Consider the following 16,629-nt stretch of genomic DNA (forward strand, 5'->3'; position numbering starts at 1 on the left):
ACTTGAAGCTTGCCGCTCGAAGCTTGCCGCTGCCTTTTCAGAGCTTGAACTGATTCACCAGAGCGTTGAGGTCCACCGCCAGGCGCGACAGTTCCTGACTGGCGGCATTGCTCTGGTTGGCCCCGGCCGAGGTCTGGGTCGACAGGTCGCGGATATTGATCAGGTTGCGGTCCACTTCCCGGGCCACCTGGGCCTGCTCTTCGCTGGCGCTGGCGATCACCAGGTTGCGCTCGTTGATCATGGTGATGGCCTGGGTGATCTGGTCCAGGGCCAGCCCCGAGGCGCGGGCCGCTTCCAGGGTCAGGTGGGCGCGCTCGTTGCTGTTGCGCATGGCGCTGACCGCGCCCTCGGTGCCTTCCTCGATGGTGTTGATCATGCTTTCGATTTCCTGGGTCGACTGCTGGGTGCGATGGGCCAGGGCCCGCACTTCGTCGGCGACCACGGCAAAGCCGCGTCCGGCGTCCCCGGCCCGGGCGGCTTCGATGGCGGCATTGAGGGCCAGCAGGTTAGTCTGTTCGGCGATCGAGCGGATCACTTCCAGGACCTGACCGATATTGCGCACGTCCACCGCCAGGTGCTCGACCCGTTCACAGGTCTGGGTCACGTCCGTCGCCAGTTGGCCGATGGAGTCCACGGTGTGCTGTACCTGCTCGCGGCCGTGGTGGGCGGTGCGGTCGGTTTCCTGGGAGGCTTGCGAGGTGCTCACGGCATTGCGCGCCACTTCTTCCACGGCGGCGGTCATTTCGTTGACGGCGGTGGCGGCTTGTTCCACTTCATTGCTCTGCTGGTGCAGGGTCTGGCTGGAGTGCTCGGTGACCGCGTGCAGTTCTTCGGCGGCCGAGGCCAGCTGGTTGGAGGAGTCGGCAATGCGTTGCAGGGTGCCGCGCAGGCTCGCCTGCATGGTCTGCAGGGCTTGCAGCAGGCGCGCCGGTTCGTCCTTGCCGCTGACCGTGATGCTCTGCCCGAGGTCGCCGTTGGCGATGGTTTCCGCCACCGCCACTGCCTGCCCCAGGGGCTGCACGATGCTGCGGGTCAGCAGCAGGGCCAGGGCGATGGTCAGGGTCACCACCACCAGCATGATCAGCGCGACCATGGTGATCGCACCCTGGAACACCTCGCTGGTGTGCTCGGCCGCGGCGACGCCACCGCGGGTGTTGATGTCGATGATCTTCAGCAGCTCTTTGAGCATGGCGTCGGCGTTGGCCAGGTACGGGCCGGCGTCGACGATACCGATGGCGGCTTCCTTCTGCCCCTGGCGCACTCGTTCCACCACCTGATGCTGATCCTTGCTGTAGGCCTCCTTGGCGCTGAGAAAGCGTTCATAGGCTGCGCGTTCCTCGGTTTCGGTGATCAGTTTTTCGTAGACGCCCTGCTGGTGGCTGAGCTGCTCGTCGAGCTCGCCGACGCGCTTGAGCAGCGCCTGTACATCGTTGTTGTCACGGACCACCAGCATGCGCAGGGTGATGGTGCGGATCTGGGTGCTGGTCAGGGCCAGGGCGTTGGCGGCGACGATCGAAGGCTGCCAGTTCTGGTCGACCTCAAGGGATTGCTGGTTCATGCGCTGCATTTCCAGCAATGAGAAGCCCCCCAGGCCCAGTGCCAGCAGGGCGATCAGGGCGAAGCTGAACCCTGCGCGGCGGGAAATGTTCATCGTTCTCAAGAGCATGACTGTGTTCCTTGTGGCGGCAAAAAGTACAACCGGCGACGGGCATCGCGGTTTGCATCAATGCGGCGCGCGCTGGAGCAGGCTCCATGGCGCCGTCGGTCTTTTGCACACAAGGCGGGGGGGTGGCAGGCGCGTCTGGGCGGCGCCTTGTCCAGGGGTTCCAGGGTGATCGGGATGCACGGCCCGGTCTGGAAAACCGGGCAATGATATCACGGTGACATCTATTCTGGGGGCTGGCAGCGGGGTTTTCAGCGGCCTTCGTGGCGTAGAAATCCGAGGATGGCCCGTGCGCTGGCTGCCGGGTCGACTTGCATGAAGCAGTGTTGGCCTTCGATCACTTGCGTGCTCAGGTGGGGATTGATGGCTGCCCAGCGTTTCACCGAACGGGCCACGTAGGGGTAGCTGTCGCGGCCATGGATCACCAGGCTCGGGGTCTGCACTTGACGCAGGGAACGCCACAGGTGCCGGGGGAAGCTGCTGAAGATGTCCACCTCGCGCTCGGGAGCGCATTTGAGCGCCACGCCCTGGCCATCGTCCTTGAGCGCGTGCTCGACATAGGCATTCAGGGCGTCTTCGCTCCAGCCCTTGAAGATTCCCCGGTTGACCAGGCTGGCCCTGGCCGCGGCGCGGTCCGGCCAGTGCTGGCGCCGGGCGGCGGCCTTGCGCGCCAGGCTGTGGCGGCGATTGAGGCCCAGGGCCGACAGCAGCCTCAGGGAACTGATCATCGATGGGCTGAAGATCACCGGATCCAGCAGCACCGCCTTACGAAACAGCTGCGGGCGTTCGGCCAGGATCAGGCTGGTGAGCACTCCGCCAAAGCTGTGGCCGACGGCGTAGCAGGGCACGTCGGCGTAGGCCCCGCGTCCGGCTTCGAACGCTTCGGCGGCCAGCTGTGCAGTGCGGTTCCAGCCGCGGAACGGGCCGCCATGATCGCTGTCGCCATGGCCCTGGACGTCGCTGAGCCACAAGTCGAAGGACTCGGCCAGCAAGGCCAGCAGCGGACGATAGGCCATGGAGCAGAAGCCGTTGCCGTGGAGAAAGTGCAGCAAGGGTTTACCCGAAGGTGCGGAGCGCAGGCCGCGCAGGGTGAAGCCTTCGGGGCAGGCGTAGGACCAGGGAAGCAACTGCATGGGGCCTCTATTCGAGCGGTGATCACAGCCGGGCATTGTCGATGGCGCGGCCCTTGAGTCAAGGGCCGATCCTGACCGAGTCCAGCACTACGCGGTCTTGAGCTGGCGAAACGACAGGCTGATGCGTTCGCCCGCATCCGGTGCCTTGGGAATCGCGTGCAGCCAGTGTTTCTGCAGTTCGTCGGACATGTGCAGCAGCGAGCCGCTGGCCAGGCTGTAGTCGAAGGTGGCGCCGCTTTCCTTGTGGCGAAAGACCATGGCCCGGGCGTGGCCCAGGGAGACGATCACCACCCCGGTGCCTTCCACCAGTTGCTCGTTGGCGTCGGAGTGAAAGCCCATGGAGGACTGGCCGTCCGGGTAGAAGTTGAGCAGGCAGTTGTTGGGACGAAAGCCCAGCAACTGCTCGATCGGCCCGCACAGCTGTTCCAGCGCCTCGGGCATCGGCACCGCCGGGTAGGTGATCTGCGAGTAGTCGTAGGGCGCGCCGAAGCTGGCGGTCTTGCGTGCGCGCATGCGCTCGTCCCACTGCACGTCATGCTTGAGGTGGTTGAACAGCCGTTGCGGGTCGGTGATGAAGTCGGGGAAAAAGTCGATCTCGGGTGGATTCATTAGAGCGCTGCCAGTATTGAAAGGAGGGCAACTGCCGGGGGGGCAGGGCCCGATCCTTATCGGTCCTTGATGTGTGCCTGGAGTGTGCCGCCTGCCACCGACTGGATGAAGTGCGCGGCCCTTTCGCCTAGACCCGCCTCTGAGGCGCGGATCAGCAAGACCAGGGGCGTCAGGGACAGTGGATCGATGTCCAGCCGTTGCTGGCTGGAGTCGCGCAGTATCAGGGTCAGCTCGGTCCACTGCTCATCGTCGGCGGTTCGGCTGTCGCCATCGGAGTCCACGTTGCAGCCGGCACCCCACAGGTGTTCGGCAACCCGGTAGAACGCCGGGCGTGGTCCGGGATGATGGAGAAGCAGGGAGTGCGCTGAAGGCATGAGGTCCGGCTCGGGCGAGGTGGCGTTCCAGGTCGGCAACGGTATCTCGCCGCCGGCGCTCGGCGCAACCCGGCAGCGGGCTGGCCGCTGCGTTCAGCGCGTTTGTTCAGCCGCCATTGGCACTGAGGATGCTCGCCACCTGACGCGGCTGGCAGTTGAGGTAGGCCGAGGATTTCAGCCAGCGCTGGTCCGGGTACCAGGAGAACATGAACTGGCCATCCTTGAGCTTGTCTATCACCTGGCGCGCCACTTGCGGGCGCACCGCCGGGCAGCCCTGGCTGCGGCCGATGCGGCCCTGGCGCTGGCTCCACAAGGGGTTCACGTAGTCGGCGGCATGGATCACGATGTCGCGGTCCCGGGCCCGGTCGTTGAAGCCGGGCTCCAGGCCGTCCATGCGCAGCGAGTAGCCATGGCTGCCTTCGTAGCTTTCCTGGGTGCGGAACAGGCCCAGGCTGGACTGGTAGCTGCCCAGGCGGTTGGAGAACTGGGTGGCGAAGTTTTCCCCGGACTTCTGGCCGTGGGCCACCAGGTCGCGCAGCACCAGTTTCTTGCTGCGCAGGTCGAAGATCCACAGGCGCCGGGCGGTGGACGGTTGCGAGTAGTCGATCACCGCCAGGTGCCGGGCCTGGCGGGCGCCACTGGCGACCGCGCATTGCATGGCGCTGAGGGCGCTTTTCAGGGCCTGGGGATTGAGTTCCGGCGCGGCGTGGGCGAGGCTGGCGTACAGCGCGGGACTGGCGGCGGGGCGAGGTTTGTTGGCGGCGAAAGAAGGACTGCAAATGGCGCCCAGGGCAATGGCCGCCAGGCAGAATCGGCACAAGAAGGTCAACATGTATAGTGCATCCCCATGGTCACTTTGGCTCCCGACATCCTGTCGTTCCCCCGGCGGGCTGGTCTATATATTCAAGGCCCGGGCCTGATTGACTTCCCCATCTGCGGTAACGATTGGCCGTCAAGTGGATGGCCACGGATTGGAGTAAAGCAGTTGTTCAAAAAACACGCATGTTACTTGAGCCTGTGCTTGCTCGCTGCGCCATTGGTCGCGCTGGCCGGGGAGCAGGCGCCGCTGCCGGCGAGTCCGATGCAACAGGCGCTGACCCAACTGGCGGTGGCGTGTCCGACCCTGGCCACGCGCGTGAATCCTGCCCGGCAGCAGCTGTTGCAGGGCTTCTACCAGCAGCAGGGCGAGCAGCCGCTGTGGGGCGTCGAAGGACGCTTGGCCGACCTGCAGGCGCAGCTGGCGCAACTGGTGGACGACGGTCTGGACCCTAGCCATTACCGCCTGCCGTCGAACAGTCCGGCGGCCGACCCGTGTCACGACATCGAAATCAGCCAGCAGTACCTGCAAGCCTTGCAGGACCTGCATTACGGACGCCTGTCGCAGACCCGCTTCGAACCCCTGTGGCGAGCCCAGCCGCTACCGGACGATCGCCAGGCGGCGTTGCTGGCGCTGGCCGTGCCGGGCATCGAGCATCTGGCCACGGCCTTTGAACAGGCCCGGCCCAACCTTGAGCAGTACCGCAACCTGCGCCAGGCCTATGCCCGGCTTCGCCAGCAACCCTTGCCCCAATGGCCGGCAGTGGCCGGCGGCCCGTTGCTGCGTCCGGACATGCAGGACAAGCGCGTCCCCGACCTGGCCCTGCGCCTGTACCGCGGCGGCCTGCTGCCGAGCCCTGAGGTCAGTGCGGATAATACCTACGGCAGTGAGCTGGTGAGCGCCGTGAAAAACTTCCAGCTCAGTCACTCGCTGCAGGCCGATGGCGTGATTGGCGCGGGCACCCTCAAGGAGCTCAACGTCAGCCCGGCCCAGCGCCGCGAGCAGTTGCGCATCAACCTTGAACGCCTGCGCTGGCTGGCCCAGGATTTCGAACCGAACATCGTCCTGGTCAATGTCGCCGCGGCGCAGTTGACCCTCTACAAGGACGACGCGGTGGTCTGGCAGACCCGCACCCAGGTCGGCCGCGCCGAGCGTCAGACCCCGTTGCTCAAATCCCAGGTCACGCGCCTGACCCTGAACCCCACCTGGACCGTGCCTCCGACCATCCTCAAGGAAGACAAGCTGCCGGAGATCCGCCGTGACCAGGGCTTCCTCGACCGCCAGAACCTGCAGGTACTGGACGCCAATGGCCAGCCCCTGGCCGCCGAGGACATCGACTGGGAACGTCCGGGCAATATCCTCCTGCGCCAGGGCGCGGGGCCGCGCAACCCCCTGGGACGCATCGCCATCCGCTTTCCCAACCCGTTCTCGGTGTACCTGCACGACACCCCGAGCCAGGCCCTGTTCAGCAAGGGGCCGCGGGCCTTCAGCTCCGGCTGCGTGCGGGTCGAACAGGCGCTGCAACTGCGCGACTGGCTGCTGAGTCCGGCGGAACGGCTGCGCACCAACGACCTCTTGGCCACCGGCCTGACCCATGAGTTCCGCCTGGCCAAGCCGGTGCCGATCCTGCTCAGCTACTGGACGGTGCAGGCCGACAGCCATGGGCAGTTGCTGTACGCCCCGGACATCTATGGGCATGACGAGGTGCTGTCCAGCGCCCTGGGCAGCAAGCTCCTGTAGGCGCGAGCTGGCGCGCGCTGAACCGCGGGGCGCCGCGTTCAACCGGCCCGTTCGGGTTCAGCCGCCAGCAAGACCCGGCACGGGGCCGGGTCCCGGCGCTTTCAAGGCTGCGCCGGCGCCAGCCGGTCATAGATCACCTCCAGCGCCGGCCCCAGATCGCCGTCACCCTGGACCACCGCCTTGATGCCCTGGGGCCGCGGCAGCGACGGGTCGCCATGCATGCCCAGCGGTGCTGGTCGCAGCGCCACCTGGGCGGGTCGCTCATAGATCACCCGGCCTTCCTTGACCGTCTTCAGCACCTGGATCTCGCTCAGGGTCGCGGGCGCCACGGTCAGCGGATTGGCCGAGAGCACGGCGAAGTCCGCCAGCTTGCCCGGGGTGATGGAACCTTTGCGATCCTCCTCGAAGTGCTGGTAGGCCGACCACAGGGTCATGGCCTTGAGCGCTTGCAGAGGCGTCACTCGCTGGTCCGGGCCCAGCACATAGCCGCTGCGGGTGGTGCGATTGACTGTGGCCGCCAGCACTCGCATGGAGTCCGGCAGGGCCACCGGCGCATCGTGGTGGGTGGTGAATTTCATCCCGGCCTTGAGCACCCATTGGGTCGGCGAGATGTTTTGCGCACGTTCCGGGCCCAGCACCGATTCGCGGTGCCAGTCGCCCCAGTAATAAGTGTGCATGGGGAACAGTGACGGGAAGATCTTCAGTTGCTTGAGCTCGGCCACCTGGTCCTGGCGCAGAGTCTGGCCGTGGATCATCACCGGACGCACATCGACTCCGGGGTAGGCTTTTTCCGCGGCGCGCATCGAGCTCAGCAACTGGTCGATGGCCCGGTCGCCGTTGGTGTGGGAGAGGATCTGCCAGCGGTTGGCCAGGGCTTCCTTGTAGATGGCCAGGGCGTCGGCGTCCTTGATCACGCCATAGCCGGCATAGCTGGCGTCCTGGCCCTGGGGCGGCTTGAAGTAGGGCTGGCTCAGCCAGGCGGTCTTGCCCTGGGGCGAACCGTCCAGGGTCAGTTTGACCCCGCCGATGCGAAAGTGCTGGTTGTACACCACTGGCTGGTTGCTCGGGTGATACCAGGGCGCGACCAGCGTTTCCCGGGTGCCGGGGGTGAGGATATCCGGGTAGGAAACGATGTCCGCCAGCAGTTTGCCTTCGCCCGCGGCCTTGATCGCGGTCTTGATCTGGTCCGCAGAGGAGCGACCGTCCTGCAGGGTGGTGTAGCCATAGCTGATGTACAGCTTCTGCCCGGCGCTGAGCATGTCCACCGCCTGGTCGGCGCTGAGCTTGGGGAAGATCTTGATCAGGGCATTGAAGAAGGCGTTTTCCTCCAGCACGCCGTTGGGTTCCTGGCTGCCCTCGACTCGACGGATCACCCCGCCTTCCGGGTTAGGGGTCGAGGCGTCGATCTTCGCCAGTTCCAGGGCCTTGCTGTTGAGCACCCCCAGGTGCGAGGACTGGTGGACGATGGCGATGGGGACGTCCTTGGCCACCGCGTCCAGCTCGTCCTTGGTCGGATGACGCTGCTCCTGAAGTTGGGAATCGTCATAGCCAAAGCCGAACATCACGCCGAACTGCTTGGGGATCGGCGACTGCTGCTCGAAGTCGCGCAGGGTTTGCTGAAGCTTGGGGATGCTGTTGTTGGCACCGTCCGGCGGTGGCAGCAGGTTGGCACTGGCGGCCTGGAAGCCGACCATCGACACATGGCCGTGGGGGTCGATGAAACCCGGCAGCAGGGTGGCGCCCTTGAGGTCGAGCATCTGTGTGGCCGGGCCTTGGTTCTTCAGCACTCGCTGCTTGTCGCCCACGGCGAGGATCTTGCCGTCCTTCACCGCCACGGCCTGGGCATTGGGGTGCTGGTCGTCGATGGTGATGATCGGGCCGTTGAACCAGATGGCGTCGGCTATCGGAGCGCCCGTGGCGGCCATGGCGGTGCCGCAGGCGAGCTGGATCGCGGCCAGGAGCAGTGTGAGGGAGGGGCGAGACATGATCGTTCTTCCTTGACGGTACGCAGGAGGGCTCAAGCCTAGACGCAAAGATGCGTCCTGAGTGAAACACTTGAGGTATCGTGTGCGGCCTTTTTTGCCTGTTGAGGGTCGTCATGCCATTGAACAAACGCCAGCAGGCCGCCATGGAGCGTCTGCTGGCCGCCACCCTGACCCAAGCCTGCGAGGCCGCCAAGGCAGAGATCATCGGTTTTTCCTGGCTGACCCACGAAGTGGATTACGCCGCCTTTCCGGCAAGCCTGGTGGTGGCCTGGATCTTCGACACCCAAGCCCACAAGGAGCAGGCCCTGGCGGCGGGCCAGGGCGCGCGGATGATCGAGCTGACGGCCTGGGCCCTGGGCGAAGCCGGGGTTCACCTCGAACCGCTGGCGAGCCATGTGTTTTTCGACAGCGAAGAGCAATGCCGGCGGATCAATGCTGGCGATTGGGCGCAACGCCTGAAGCGCCTGCGCCCTGGGCGGGGTTGAGCCATGGCCAAGGAAATCGACAATCCGTGCATCGCCCTGTGCCGGCTCAGTGGCGACCTGTGCCTGAGTTGCGGGCGCAGCAAGGACGACATCCGCCAATGGAAGCGCATGAAGCGCCCGGAAAAGATGGCCGCGGTGCAGCGCGCCAGTGCGCGGCTCAAGGCCTTGCAGAAAAAGAAGGGCTGATCAGGTATCGCTCTGGAATTGGCCGACGCCCAGGCGCCGCACGCTCAGCCAGAAGTCTTCCCCAGGTTCGTACTCGGCCAGAGACAGGCGGTGCACCTGTCCCTGCTCGTCCTCCACCGTCAGGCTGGTCCCCCAGTCGAAATCCGGGTTCTGGGAAATGGTGTAGGACGGGTAAGGGCTGTTGATCTGGAAATGAATCGAGTAGACCTCCAGTGGCGGGCACGACAGCAGGCCTTGTGCGTACAGCTGCCAGGCCTTGCGCATGCCGGGTACGCACAGGCGCTCGGCAAAGGCCAGGGCCTGGGGGATGTCATCCCAGACGGCCTGCACCCCTTGCTGCGCGGCCGTGAGCCGGCGCTGGGGCGGTTCGTTGCTGGGGTGCTGGACGTAGACCAGGCGGCTGCCGAACTGCAATTCGCATTGCAGCACGCCTGCAGAGGTTTCCCAGTGGCCGAGCAGCGATTCGTTGAGTAGATCTATCTGCATTACGTTTAATCGCTCAGACCGTTTGCCGACGCATGGCCAGGATGCTGGTGCCGAAGAAGATGAAGGTCGAACCCACCACGCGATTGACCCATTTGGACAGCGCCGGGCGGGTCAACACGCCCTTGGCCCGGGAAGCGAGCAGCGCATAGACGCTGAGGGAGGTCAGCGACAGGGCCATGAAGATCAGGGTCAGGATGAAGAACTGCGGCAGCAGCGCGGTGTGCTGGTCGATGAACTGCGGGAACAGCGCGGTGAAGAAGATCGTCGCCTTGGGGTTGGTGGCGGCGGTCAGGAAGGCCGACTTGAACAGTTTGAAGCGTGGCGGCGGCGCGAGCTTGCCGTTGTCGGCGCTGCTGGCGCTCAGCAGCTGGCGCTTGCTGAACAGCTGCTTGGCGCCGAGGTAGAACAGGTAGCCGGCACCGACGATCTTCACCGCATTGAAAACCCACTCGGAACTGGCGATCAGCGCGCCGAGGCCGAGCATGGCCGCGGCAGACATGCAGAACAGCCCGCTGACATTGCCCAACGATGACCAGATAGTGGACTTGGCGCCGTAGGCCACGCTGTTGTGCAGCGCCACCAGGGTAGCGGGGCCGGGGCTGGCAATGGCGATGGCCGCCACCAGGGTGTAGGTCAATATCGAGTGAGCATCCATGGTTCGGACTCGTCTTGCAGAAAAAGGGGGGTCGATTCTATAGGGGGCAGCACCAGGCTGTAAGCCAAAAACTTCCAGGCTGCGTCTGGGCAGTTTTGGACTGCAAGTGCCGCGCTCGGTTGGCAATTGTCAGTAGCGCCTAGAAGGTATTGCGGTGATACACCGTCAGATCGCAGGACGACGCAATGATCAGCGTGCGGCCGCTGTAGGAAAAGCCAAAAGCTCTGTAGCCGGCTTCAATGGCCAGTTTGTGGAAAACCGCCGGTCGATGGATCTGGGCGCCATACAGCCAAGATCCAGGCTCCACCAGCAGCAGGTGATGTTCGGGCCATGCCAGGGAGACACTCTCGACCTGCCAGCCGTCGTTGCTACCCAGGGGCAGACTGCCGCCATTGATACCCGACATGGCGATGGTCTTGCCCGCTAGAGGCCCAATCCCCTGGGCCTCGAGGTAACGGTTGCTTTCGACGTCCTGCGTATAGTCCCGGGCAATTTTTTCACCCGTCAGGCAGTCGATGACACTTCGTCCTGAACTGGAGGTCACCAGCAACAGCTCAGACTCACGATCGAAACCGACTTCCAACAGGCTGCCTGCGGCTCGCTCAGTGACCAGCTTCCAAGGTTCCGGAGGCGGGCTGAGGGGGCATTGAGCGATGGTGCGACGCAAGGTGTCCAGGTGCGAGGTATTCATCCGGGGCTCCGCTGACAGTTCCTGATTTATCGAGTGTTCAGGCACCGGCTGGTTGGTCGAGGTCGATTTACTGCATGGCCACGTCGCTGAACTTGAGGGTCAGCGGGTCATTGTTGCCATCACGAAATACCAGCTTGATGGCCGGGGTTTTGCTCATTTTGTTGTTACTTTGCTGAAAGATCAGGGTGACCCGGGTCGGTACATTGCGAATCAGCTGGAAGTCCAGCCAGGAATGGGACTCGACCTGCCCCACCCGAATGGAGTTGAAGGTCAGTGGCCCGCCGGATTCGTCGAACAGACGAGTGCCATTGTCGAAACTGAAATTGCGATCAAGGTTGAGGTTGGTCAGCTCGAATGAGCAGGTCGGCAAGCGGCCGATGTTTTCACAGCCTTCCAGTTCGAAACGTACGTTATCCAACACTTCAATGCGTCGGCCCAGGAGGTTGTTGCCTTCGTTTTCGACAATCTTGGCCTGCAGCTTGGCGAATTCGAACGAGGGTTTGGCGTACTCGGTGCCAAGGATGAAAAAGCCGAAGGAGAGGATGCAGGCCAGGCCGAACTGCAGCACGCCTCTCAGCAGGGGCGTGAGGTTGCGCATCTGCCAGCCCAGGGATACCGCCCCCAGGAACAGGAAGGTGCTGACCAGCAACACTACATTTTTCCAGCTGATGAAGCTGAAACCGAAGACGCTGGGATCGGGGACCGCATAAGTAATCAGGGCCCACAGACCGCTCAGTACGACTCCGAGGCCCGCCATTCCCCGAGTGATCAATGAGGTGAGTTTCTGGGTGCGGGTCGACGGTGCGATTGAATCTTGAGATGACATCAACGGTACTGGCTCCTTGTTCCGTAGTCGGATCATGCGTTCTTGCAGGCGTTTGTCAGGCAGTTTTTCCAGTGGACCTCATGGCAGAGGAGTACTGTTCGGCTATGGCGAGTTGCCATTATCCAGTATCGACGGGAACGGTAAAGCAGAGTCTGTTTTTGCAGTCCTGGGCGCGGGCGATCAATGCAAAAGCAGCTCAAGTGTCCAGGCCTTTTACATCATTGCTGCAATCGATAGTTATCATCAAAAAGTGCAGGTTCCGTTTTTCCAGCAAAGGAGGAAGATGGCGCTTACACCGTGCTGGCTGCAGAAGGAAACACCCGATGAGAATCTCGACTCTATTGACCCTTGTGGTTGTCTTGATCGCGGGAACCGGTGCTTCTGCGACAGCCTTCGCCGCCGATGACATGTCCTGCCACTTCTTGCCCATGGCGGACAGCGGCGCCGATCTGCGGCACGCCCAGTCGGTCGGGGTGCTATACAGCGAAAACACCCTCAATACCCTGCAATACCTGGAGCACTACCACTCGGTGGCGCTGAACGGGGCAAAAAATGCCGGGCTCGACCCGCGCATCAGTGCGGCCTTTGTCGACAGCTCCGACCCGCAGCGGGCGATCAACTGGTTGATGGCGTCGTTGCAGAAGCACTTTGCCAGCGTGACGCTGTATGACAGCCTCGATGCGCTGGTCCAGGCCCGCCCCGATGCGGTGGTGATGCTCGACACCTACAACCAGCTGGTGACCAAGGGCAACAGCAAGGTGGAAGCGCGTTTTATCGCCAAGTTCTATGACGCCAACCTGCAATACATCGGCCAGGCCGAAGGCATCCAGGCCAAGGTCCTGCCGTCGGTCTGGGTTCGGGGCAAGGCGGCGCCGGAGATCGCGGCGCAGATCAATCAGCAGACCGAACTGCAGGTCGACGCGCTGAAGCAGTTCGATGCATCGCTCAAGGCCCTGGTGAGTCAGGGTGAGGCCGGGCAGGTGGCGACCAATCGCTAGTCAGATGCTTGCCGGAACGAAAAACGCCCCGATTGATCGGGGCGTTTGCGTTTCGGGGCATGAGCGAAGGCTGTCGACGGCCTGGGCCGGCCCTGCGCCACGCCCGTACCCTTGGGCCTCAAGGCGCGCCGAACATCGCCGTCCAGTAGATGCCGGCGTCGCTTTTCGGGTCCACCGCATAGGCCGCGCCTAGTTCGCGGTAGGCCGGGTTCATCAGGTTGGCGCAATGCCCGGGGCTGGCCAGCCAGCCGTCCAGCACCTTGCGCACGCTGTCCTGGCCGGCGGCGATGTTTTCGCCCACCTGCTGGCCGGCATAGCCTGCCAGCTCGGCGCGGTCGCCCGGGGTGCGGCCGTCGTGGTCCTTGTGATCGAAGTAGTTCTGGTTGGCCATGGCCCGGCTGTGGGCTTCGGCGGTGCTGCCCAGGGTGGCGTTCCAGGCCAGCGGCGCGGTGGCGGCGAAGCGCTGCTCGCCGCATTGCCGCGGCTGGCTGCGGGCGGTGTTGATCTGGGCCAGCAGTTGCTGGCCCTCGGCTTGCCAATCGCCGAGACGCGCGGACAGCAACGGCCGGGCGAGGACGATGCGCCACTGGTTGGCCTGGCGATTGACGCCGATATCGACGAACTGCGGGTCCAGCACCACCTGGCAGAAGCTCTCGCGCACCGCCTGCATTGCCGCCTGGGCATCCCGTGGCCCGGAGAGGCTGATGGCCTGCACGTTGACCATGGGGTAGCCCGCCCGGGACATGGCCTGTTGCAAGTCGCCGATATTGTCCACCGGCAGGATCAGCCGCGGATCGCTGGCCAGTGGCGGCAACTCCGAGGAGGCCTGGTTGGCGCAGCGTTGCGGCTGGCTGCGGTAGGCGTTGATCGACTCGATCAGTTGCGATTGGTCGTCGGCGGCGGCGCCGGTGGCCGCCAGCAAGCCCAGCGACAGGGCGGCGGCGGGCAAGAGCAATGAGCGCATGGGCATGCAAGTCTCCGGAAAAATGGCAGCGCCCATGATGCACCCGGCGCCGGGGCATTTCATCCGCCGCTGGATGAAATCGATGTTAGCCGGTAGGCCTCAATAGAAGTCGTAGTACAGCGCCCATTCGCCGCTGCCGGGATGCTTCCAGAACATCAGGCTGCCGCCGTGCACCACGTTGAGGTTGATCTTGGTGTCGGAGGAAATCTGCATCACGAATTCGAAACCGTCCCCGGCATCGATCCCCGACTGGCAGAACGAGGGGTAGCCCCCGAGCTTGTGCTGGTAGCAATGGCTCACCAGGTCGTAGTAGCACTCGATCTGCCCGGTGTTTTCCAGTTCGAGGATTTCCCGCTCCAGGTCCTCCGGCACGCCACCGCCGTCCCACAGCGGAAAGTCCGCGGGCACGGCTTCGGCCTTGAGCGGGAAGGGTTTGAGAAAAGCTCCCGGGGCGGTCAGCTCCTTGCGTACCAGGACATCCTCGGCACGGTATTCGCGAATCAGCCAGCGCTCGCCCATGGGCTCCAGGGGTTCGGGGAAAGGGTTGGCGATGAACACCGTGAGCACCCGCACGCCTTCCAACAGCGGGCTGTGCCAGGGCAGGGCCGGCAGATGCAACTGGGCGAATGGCAGCAGGGGTTCCCCGGCGCTGTTGCGTGGCAGCTCTTCATCCTCGCGAAACAGAAACACCCGGCCCAGCCAGCTTTCCTCGTCACTGTGGGTGGGGCGAAAACCGCCGGGGATCAGTTGCAGCGCCGGCTTGGCCAGGCGCCGCTGGATTTCCTGAATGTCCATGGTCAGGGCTGATTTCCTGTCAGTGGGTAGGGGGGCGGGCAATGTAACAAAGGCGGCGGGGCGGCAGTAGCGCGTCGGTGTTCAACGCAGCTGTCGCGGCGTGGCGTTGAGCAGCTTGCGCATCAGCCGGCGCAGGGCGGTGGCGTCCTGATAGCCGACCTGTTCGGCGACGCTTTCCACCGAGTACTTGCTGTTTTGCAGCAGCGCCCGGGCGCGGTTCAGTTGCACGCGCTGGATCAGGCGCAAGCTGCTGTGGCCGGTGGCCTTGCGCACCTGACGGCCCAGGGTGCGTTCGGACATGCCGAACTGCGCCGCCAGTTCGCCGACGCTGGGCAGCCGCGGCAGGCAGGCTTCGATATGGGCGCTGAGACGACCGATCAGGGCGCTGCCCTGGGCCATCATCGCCGGAACCGTACAAGGCGCTTGCAACTGGCGCCGATCAATCAGCAGCACCTGTCCCACGGCGTCCGCCAGGGCCGGGGAGAAGTGCCTGCGCAGCAAGTGCAGCAACAGGTCGGACTGGCCCAGGGCGGCACCGGCGGTGGTCAGCGGCGGATCGACGATGACCATCTGATCCGGGTCCACGCAGCAGTCGGCGACCCACTCCTGCAGCAGCGGCGCCAGCCACCAGGAGGTGGTCACCCGGCGCCCGTGCAGCAGCCCCGCGGCCTGCAGCAGGAACACGGCGGAACAGGACGCCGCGACTGGCGCGCCGCTCTGCACGTGATGGCGCAGGGCCTGGAGCACGGGTGCCACATCCGCTTGCTGCAGGCGCTGGGCGATGGCTTCCGGGGTGTCGAGGCCCAGCCCCGGCAGAATCCAGCAGGAGCGGTCGTCGGCCGTGGCGTCCAGGGCCTCGACTTCCAGCAGCAAGCCTTGCCCCAGGCGCACCTGGCCAGCGTGCAGTGCACAGACCCGCCAGCGCGGCGCGCCCAGCCCCAAGCGCGGAGCCAGCAGGGCGGCGCAGGACAGTATGTCCAGGGTCAGGGCGACGCTGGAGGCAAAGGCACCGGGAAGCAGCAGTACGGTGAAATCGTTCATTGGCCGATTATGCACGAAAGATGTCGAATCGGTCGCTGTTGGCCGAGCGGGGCAAGAGGCTCAATAGCAGTTCATTTTTCTTCGAATGGTGATAGCAATGCCCAACATCCTGATCAAGATTCCCCAGGGCGCCTTCGATGCCCAGCAGCGTGAGCGGATCCTGCAGGAAGTGACGCAAGTGGCGCTGGACGTGGAGCAGATCGGCGAGGACCCGCGTCAGCGGGCGCTGTGCTGGGTCTTGCTGGATGAGCTGGCCCCGGGCGCCTGGCGCTGTGGCGGCGCCGATCCTGGTGCCCAGGCGCTGCCTTGCCTGGTGCAGGTCAAGGTGCCCGCTGGGGTGCTCGATGCTGCCCGGCGCCAGGCCTATGTCGCCGGGTTGCATCAGGTCCTGGCCGCGTGCCGGTCGGCAGAGGACGGGCGGGTGCTGATGACCTCGATCCTGCTGGATGAAGTACCCGATGGCACCTGGGGCGCCAATGGCACGCTGTGGCAGCTGGCGGATTTCACCCGGGCGGCGGGGTATCGGCACCTGTCCCAGGCGACTGGTCAGTAGCTCAGGTTTCTGGCCCGGGCTCAGGCATCGCGGCCGTGGGCCGCCGCTGCGAGTTGCGCGGTATCGACCCGGACGAAGATCGAATCGCCGATGGCGGTCAGCACGTCGCCGGCATACACCTCGCAGATGACCCGGCTCTTGCGGCCCACCTCGCCGTCGACCCGGGCCCGCAGGGTCAGGGGCACGCCCATGGGCGTGGGCTTGATGAACTTGATGCCCAGGTTGCCGGTCACGCAGTCGATGCGTGGCAGGCTGCCCGGTTCCCGTTGTTCGTGGCGGTAGTGGTAGGCCATGGCGGTCCAGTTGGAGTGGCAGTCCACCAGCATGGCGATCAGGCCGCCGTAGACCAGGTCCGGCCAGCCGCAGTACTTGGCATCGGGCAGGTGCTCGGCGACCACATGCACGCCGTCCGCGTGCCAGTGGCTCTTGATGTGCAGGCCATGATGGTTGCGGCTGCCGCAGCCGAAGCACACGCCCTCGGGGGCGGTGGTGTCTTGCAGGGAGGTTTCGTGCATGGTTGTTCTTCTTGTCCTTGACGATGGTCTGGCAGGTGTTGCAGGCGCTCATGATGCCCGCGCCATCGCTGCCCGCCAAGGCGCAGTGCAGCGCTGTGGCGCGGTGACCGGCC

The 16,629-nt window shown here is 64.7% G+C and carries 19 protein-coding genes; 5 read left to right on the forward strand and 14 right to left on the reverse strand.

What is annotated here, in order from left to right; genetic code table 11:
• Positions 1–37: 37 nt before the first annotated feature.
• The 5 genes from GWQ44_RS26245 to GWQ44_RS26265 form a co-directional block, all read right to left on the reverse strand.
• The gene (locus GWQ44_RS26245) at positions 38–1,666 is read right to left on the reverse strand and encodes a methyl-accepting chemotaxis protein (RefSeq protein ID WP_113194354.1); all 1,629 of its coding nucleotides are present in this window, start codon (positions 1,664–1,666) and stop codon (positions 38–40) included.
• A gap of 248 nt (positions 1,667–1,914) precedes the next feature.
• Positions 1,915–2,796 carry an alpha/beta hydrolase gene (locus tag GWQ44_RS26250; RefSeq protein WP_275928608.1) on the reverse strand — a complete coding sequence of 294 codons (882 nt, stop codon included), beginning with the start codon at positions 2,794–2,796 and terminating at the stop codon, positions 1,915–1,917.
• An 87-nt stretch (positions 2,797–2,883) separates the two neighbouring features.
• Positions 2,884–3,405, reverse strand: a complete 522-nt coding sequence (locus tag GWQ44_RS26255; RefSeq protein ID WP_016966353.1) for an alpha-ketoglutarate-dependent dioxygenase AlkB — start codon at positions 3,403–3,405, stop codon at positions 2,884–2,886.
• 56 nt (positions 3,406–3,461) lie between these two features.
• On the reverse strand, positions 3,462–3,779 hold the full coding sequence (locus GWQ44_RS26260; RefSeq protein ID WP_275928609.1) for a hypothetical protein: 318 nt from the start codon (positions 3,777–3,779) through the stop codon (positions 3,462–3,464).
• Between the two features lie 106 nt (positions 3,780–3,885).
• The gene (locus GWQ44_RS26265) at positions 3,886–4,611 is read right to left on the reverse strand and encodes a murein L,D-transpeptidase catalytic domain family protein (RefSeq protein WP_016965372.1); all 726 of its coding nucleotides are present in this window, start codon (positions 4,609–4,611) and stop codon (positions 3,886–3,888) included.
• 153 nt (positions 4,612–4,764) lie between these two features.
• Between GWQ44_RS26265 and GWQ44_RS26270 the strand changes: the two genes are divergently transcribed.
• Positions 4,765–6,336 (forward strand): L,D-transpeptidase family protein, encoded by a 1,572-nt coding sequence (locus tag GWQ44_RS26270; protein WP_275928610.1) that lies wholly within the window; start codon positions 4,765–4,767, stop codon positions 6,334–6,336.
• A 101-nt stretch (positions 6,337–6,437) separates the two neighbouring features.
• Here the strand turns inward: GWQ44_RS26270 and GWQ44_RS26275 are convergent, their stop codons facing one another.
• Positions 6,438–8,321, reverse strand: a complete 1,884-nt coding sequence (locus GWQ44_RS26275; RefSeq protein WP_275928611.1) for an amidohydrolase — start codon at positions 8,319–8,321, stop codon at positions 6,438–6,440.
• A gap of 113 nt (positions 8,322–8,434) precedes the next feature.
• Between GWQ44_RS26275 and GWQ44_RS26280 the strand changes: the two genes are divergently transcribed.
• Both GWQ44_RS26280 and GWQ44_RS26285 read left to right on the forward strand, forming a co-directional pair.
• Entirely contained in the window at positions 8,435–8,806 is a 372-nt protein-coding gene (locus tag GWQ44_RS26280) for a hypothetical protein (protein ID WP_042941186.1), read from the forward strand.
• 3 nt (positions 8,807–8,809) lie between these two features.
• Entirely contained in the window at positions 8,810–8,992 is a 183-nt protein-coding gene (locus GWQ44_RS26285; RefSeq protein ID WP_047303656.1) for a DUF1289 domain-containing protein, read from the forward strand.
• Here GWQ44_RS26285 and GWQ44_RS26290 read toward each other — a convergent pair whose 3' ends face one another.
• The 4 genes from GWQ44_RS26290 to GWQ44_RS26305 form a co-directional block, all read right to left on the reverse strand.
• The gene (locus GWQ44_RS26290; RefSeq protein WP_275928612.1) at positions 8,993–9,478 is read right to left on the reverse strand and encodes a hypothetical protein; all 486 of its coding nucleotides are present in this window, start codon (positions 9,476–9,478) and stop codon (positions 8,993–8,995) included. It abuts the gene before it with no gap.
• 13 nt (positions 9,479–9,491) lie between these two features.
• Positions 9,492–10,133, reverse strand: a complete 642-nt coding sequence (locus GWQ44_RS26295) for a LysE family translocator (protein WP_179596840.1) — start codon at positions 10,131–10,133, stop codon at positions 9,492–9,494.
• 139 nt (positions 10,134–10,272) lie between these two features.
• Positions 10,273–10,824 (reverse strand): hypothetical protein, encoded by a 552-nt coding sequence (locus GWQ44_RS26300; RefSeq protein ID WP_275928613.1) that lies wholly within the window; start codon positions 10,822–10,824, stop codon positions 10,273–10,275.
• 67 nt (positions 10,825–10,891) lie between these two features.
• Entirely contained in the window at positions 10,892–11,650 is a 759-nt protein-coding gene (locus tag GWQ44_RS26305; protein ID WP_072452364.1) for a hypothetical protein, read from the reverse strand.
• 323 nt (positions 11,651–11,973) lie between these two features.
• On the opposite strand from GWQ44_RS26305, the gene GWQ44_RS26310 reads away from it, so the two are divergent.
• A complete protein-coding gene (locus GWQ44_RS26310) occupies positions 11,974–12,648 on the forward strand; it encodes an ATPase (protein ID WP_275928614.1) in 675 nt (224 codons plus the stop codon).
• 118 nt (positions 12,649–12,766) lie between these two features.
• Here GWQ44_RS26310 and GWQ44_RS26315 read toward each other — a convergent pair whose 3' ends face one another.
• The 3 genes from GWQ44_RS26315 to GWQ44_RS26325 all read right to left on the reverse strand — a co-directional run bounded on the left by GWQ44_RS26315 (position 12,767) and on the right by GWQ44_RS26325 (position 15,448).
• Positions 12,767–13,612 (reverse strand): CAP domain-containing protein, encoded by an 846-nt coding sequence (locus tag GWQ44_RS26315; RefSeq protein ID WP_177435212.1) that lies wholly within the window; start codon positions 13,610–13,612, stop codon positions 12,767–12,769.
• Between the two features lie 99 nt (positions 13,613–13,711).
• Positions 13,712–14,407, reverse strand: a complete 696-nt coding sequence (locus GWQ44_RS26320; protein ID WP_275928615.1) for a DUF1963 domain-containing protein — start codon at positions 14,405–14,407, stop codon at positions 13,712–13,714.
• A gap of 81 nt (positions 14,408–14,488) precedes the next feature.
• Complete coding sequence (locus GWQ44_RS26325; RefSeq protein WP_275928616.1) at positions 14,489–15,448, reverse strand: helix-turn-helix domain-containing protein; 960 nt, start codon at positions 15,446–15,448, stop codon at positions 14,489–14,491.
• A gap of 97 nt (positions 15,449–15,545) precedes the next feature.
• On the opposite strand from GWQ44_RS26325, the gene GWQ44_RS26330 reads away from it, so the two are divergent.
• Positions 15,546–16,001, forward strand: a complete 456-nt coding sequence (locus tag GWQ44_RS26330; protein ID WP_275928617.1) for a tautomerase — start codon at positions 15,546–15,548, stop codon at positions 15,999–16,001.
• A gap of 20 nt (positions 16,002–16,021) precedes the next feature.
• On the opposite strand, the gene GWQ44_RS26335 is transcribed toward GWQ44_RS26330, so the two are convergent.
• A complete protein-coding gene (locus GWQ44_RS26335; protein WP_103742535.1) occupies positions 16,022–16,516 on the reverse strand; it encodes a PaaI family thioesterase in 495 nt (164 codons plus the stop codon).
• Positions 16,517–16,629: the final 113 nt, after the last annotated feature.

It is taken from the genome of Pseudomonas sp. 3MA1 (assembly GCF_029237275.1).
GTDB lineage: Bacteria > Pseudomonadota > Gammaproteobacteria > Pseudomonadales > Pseudomonadaceae > Aquipseudomonas > Aquipseudomonas fluorescens_AP.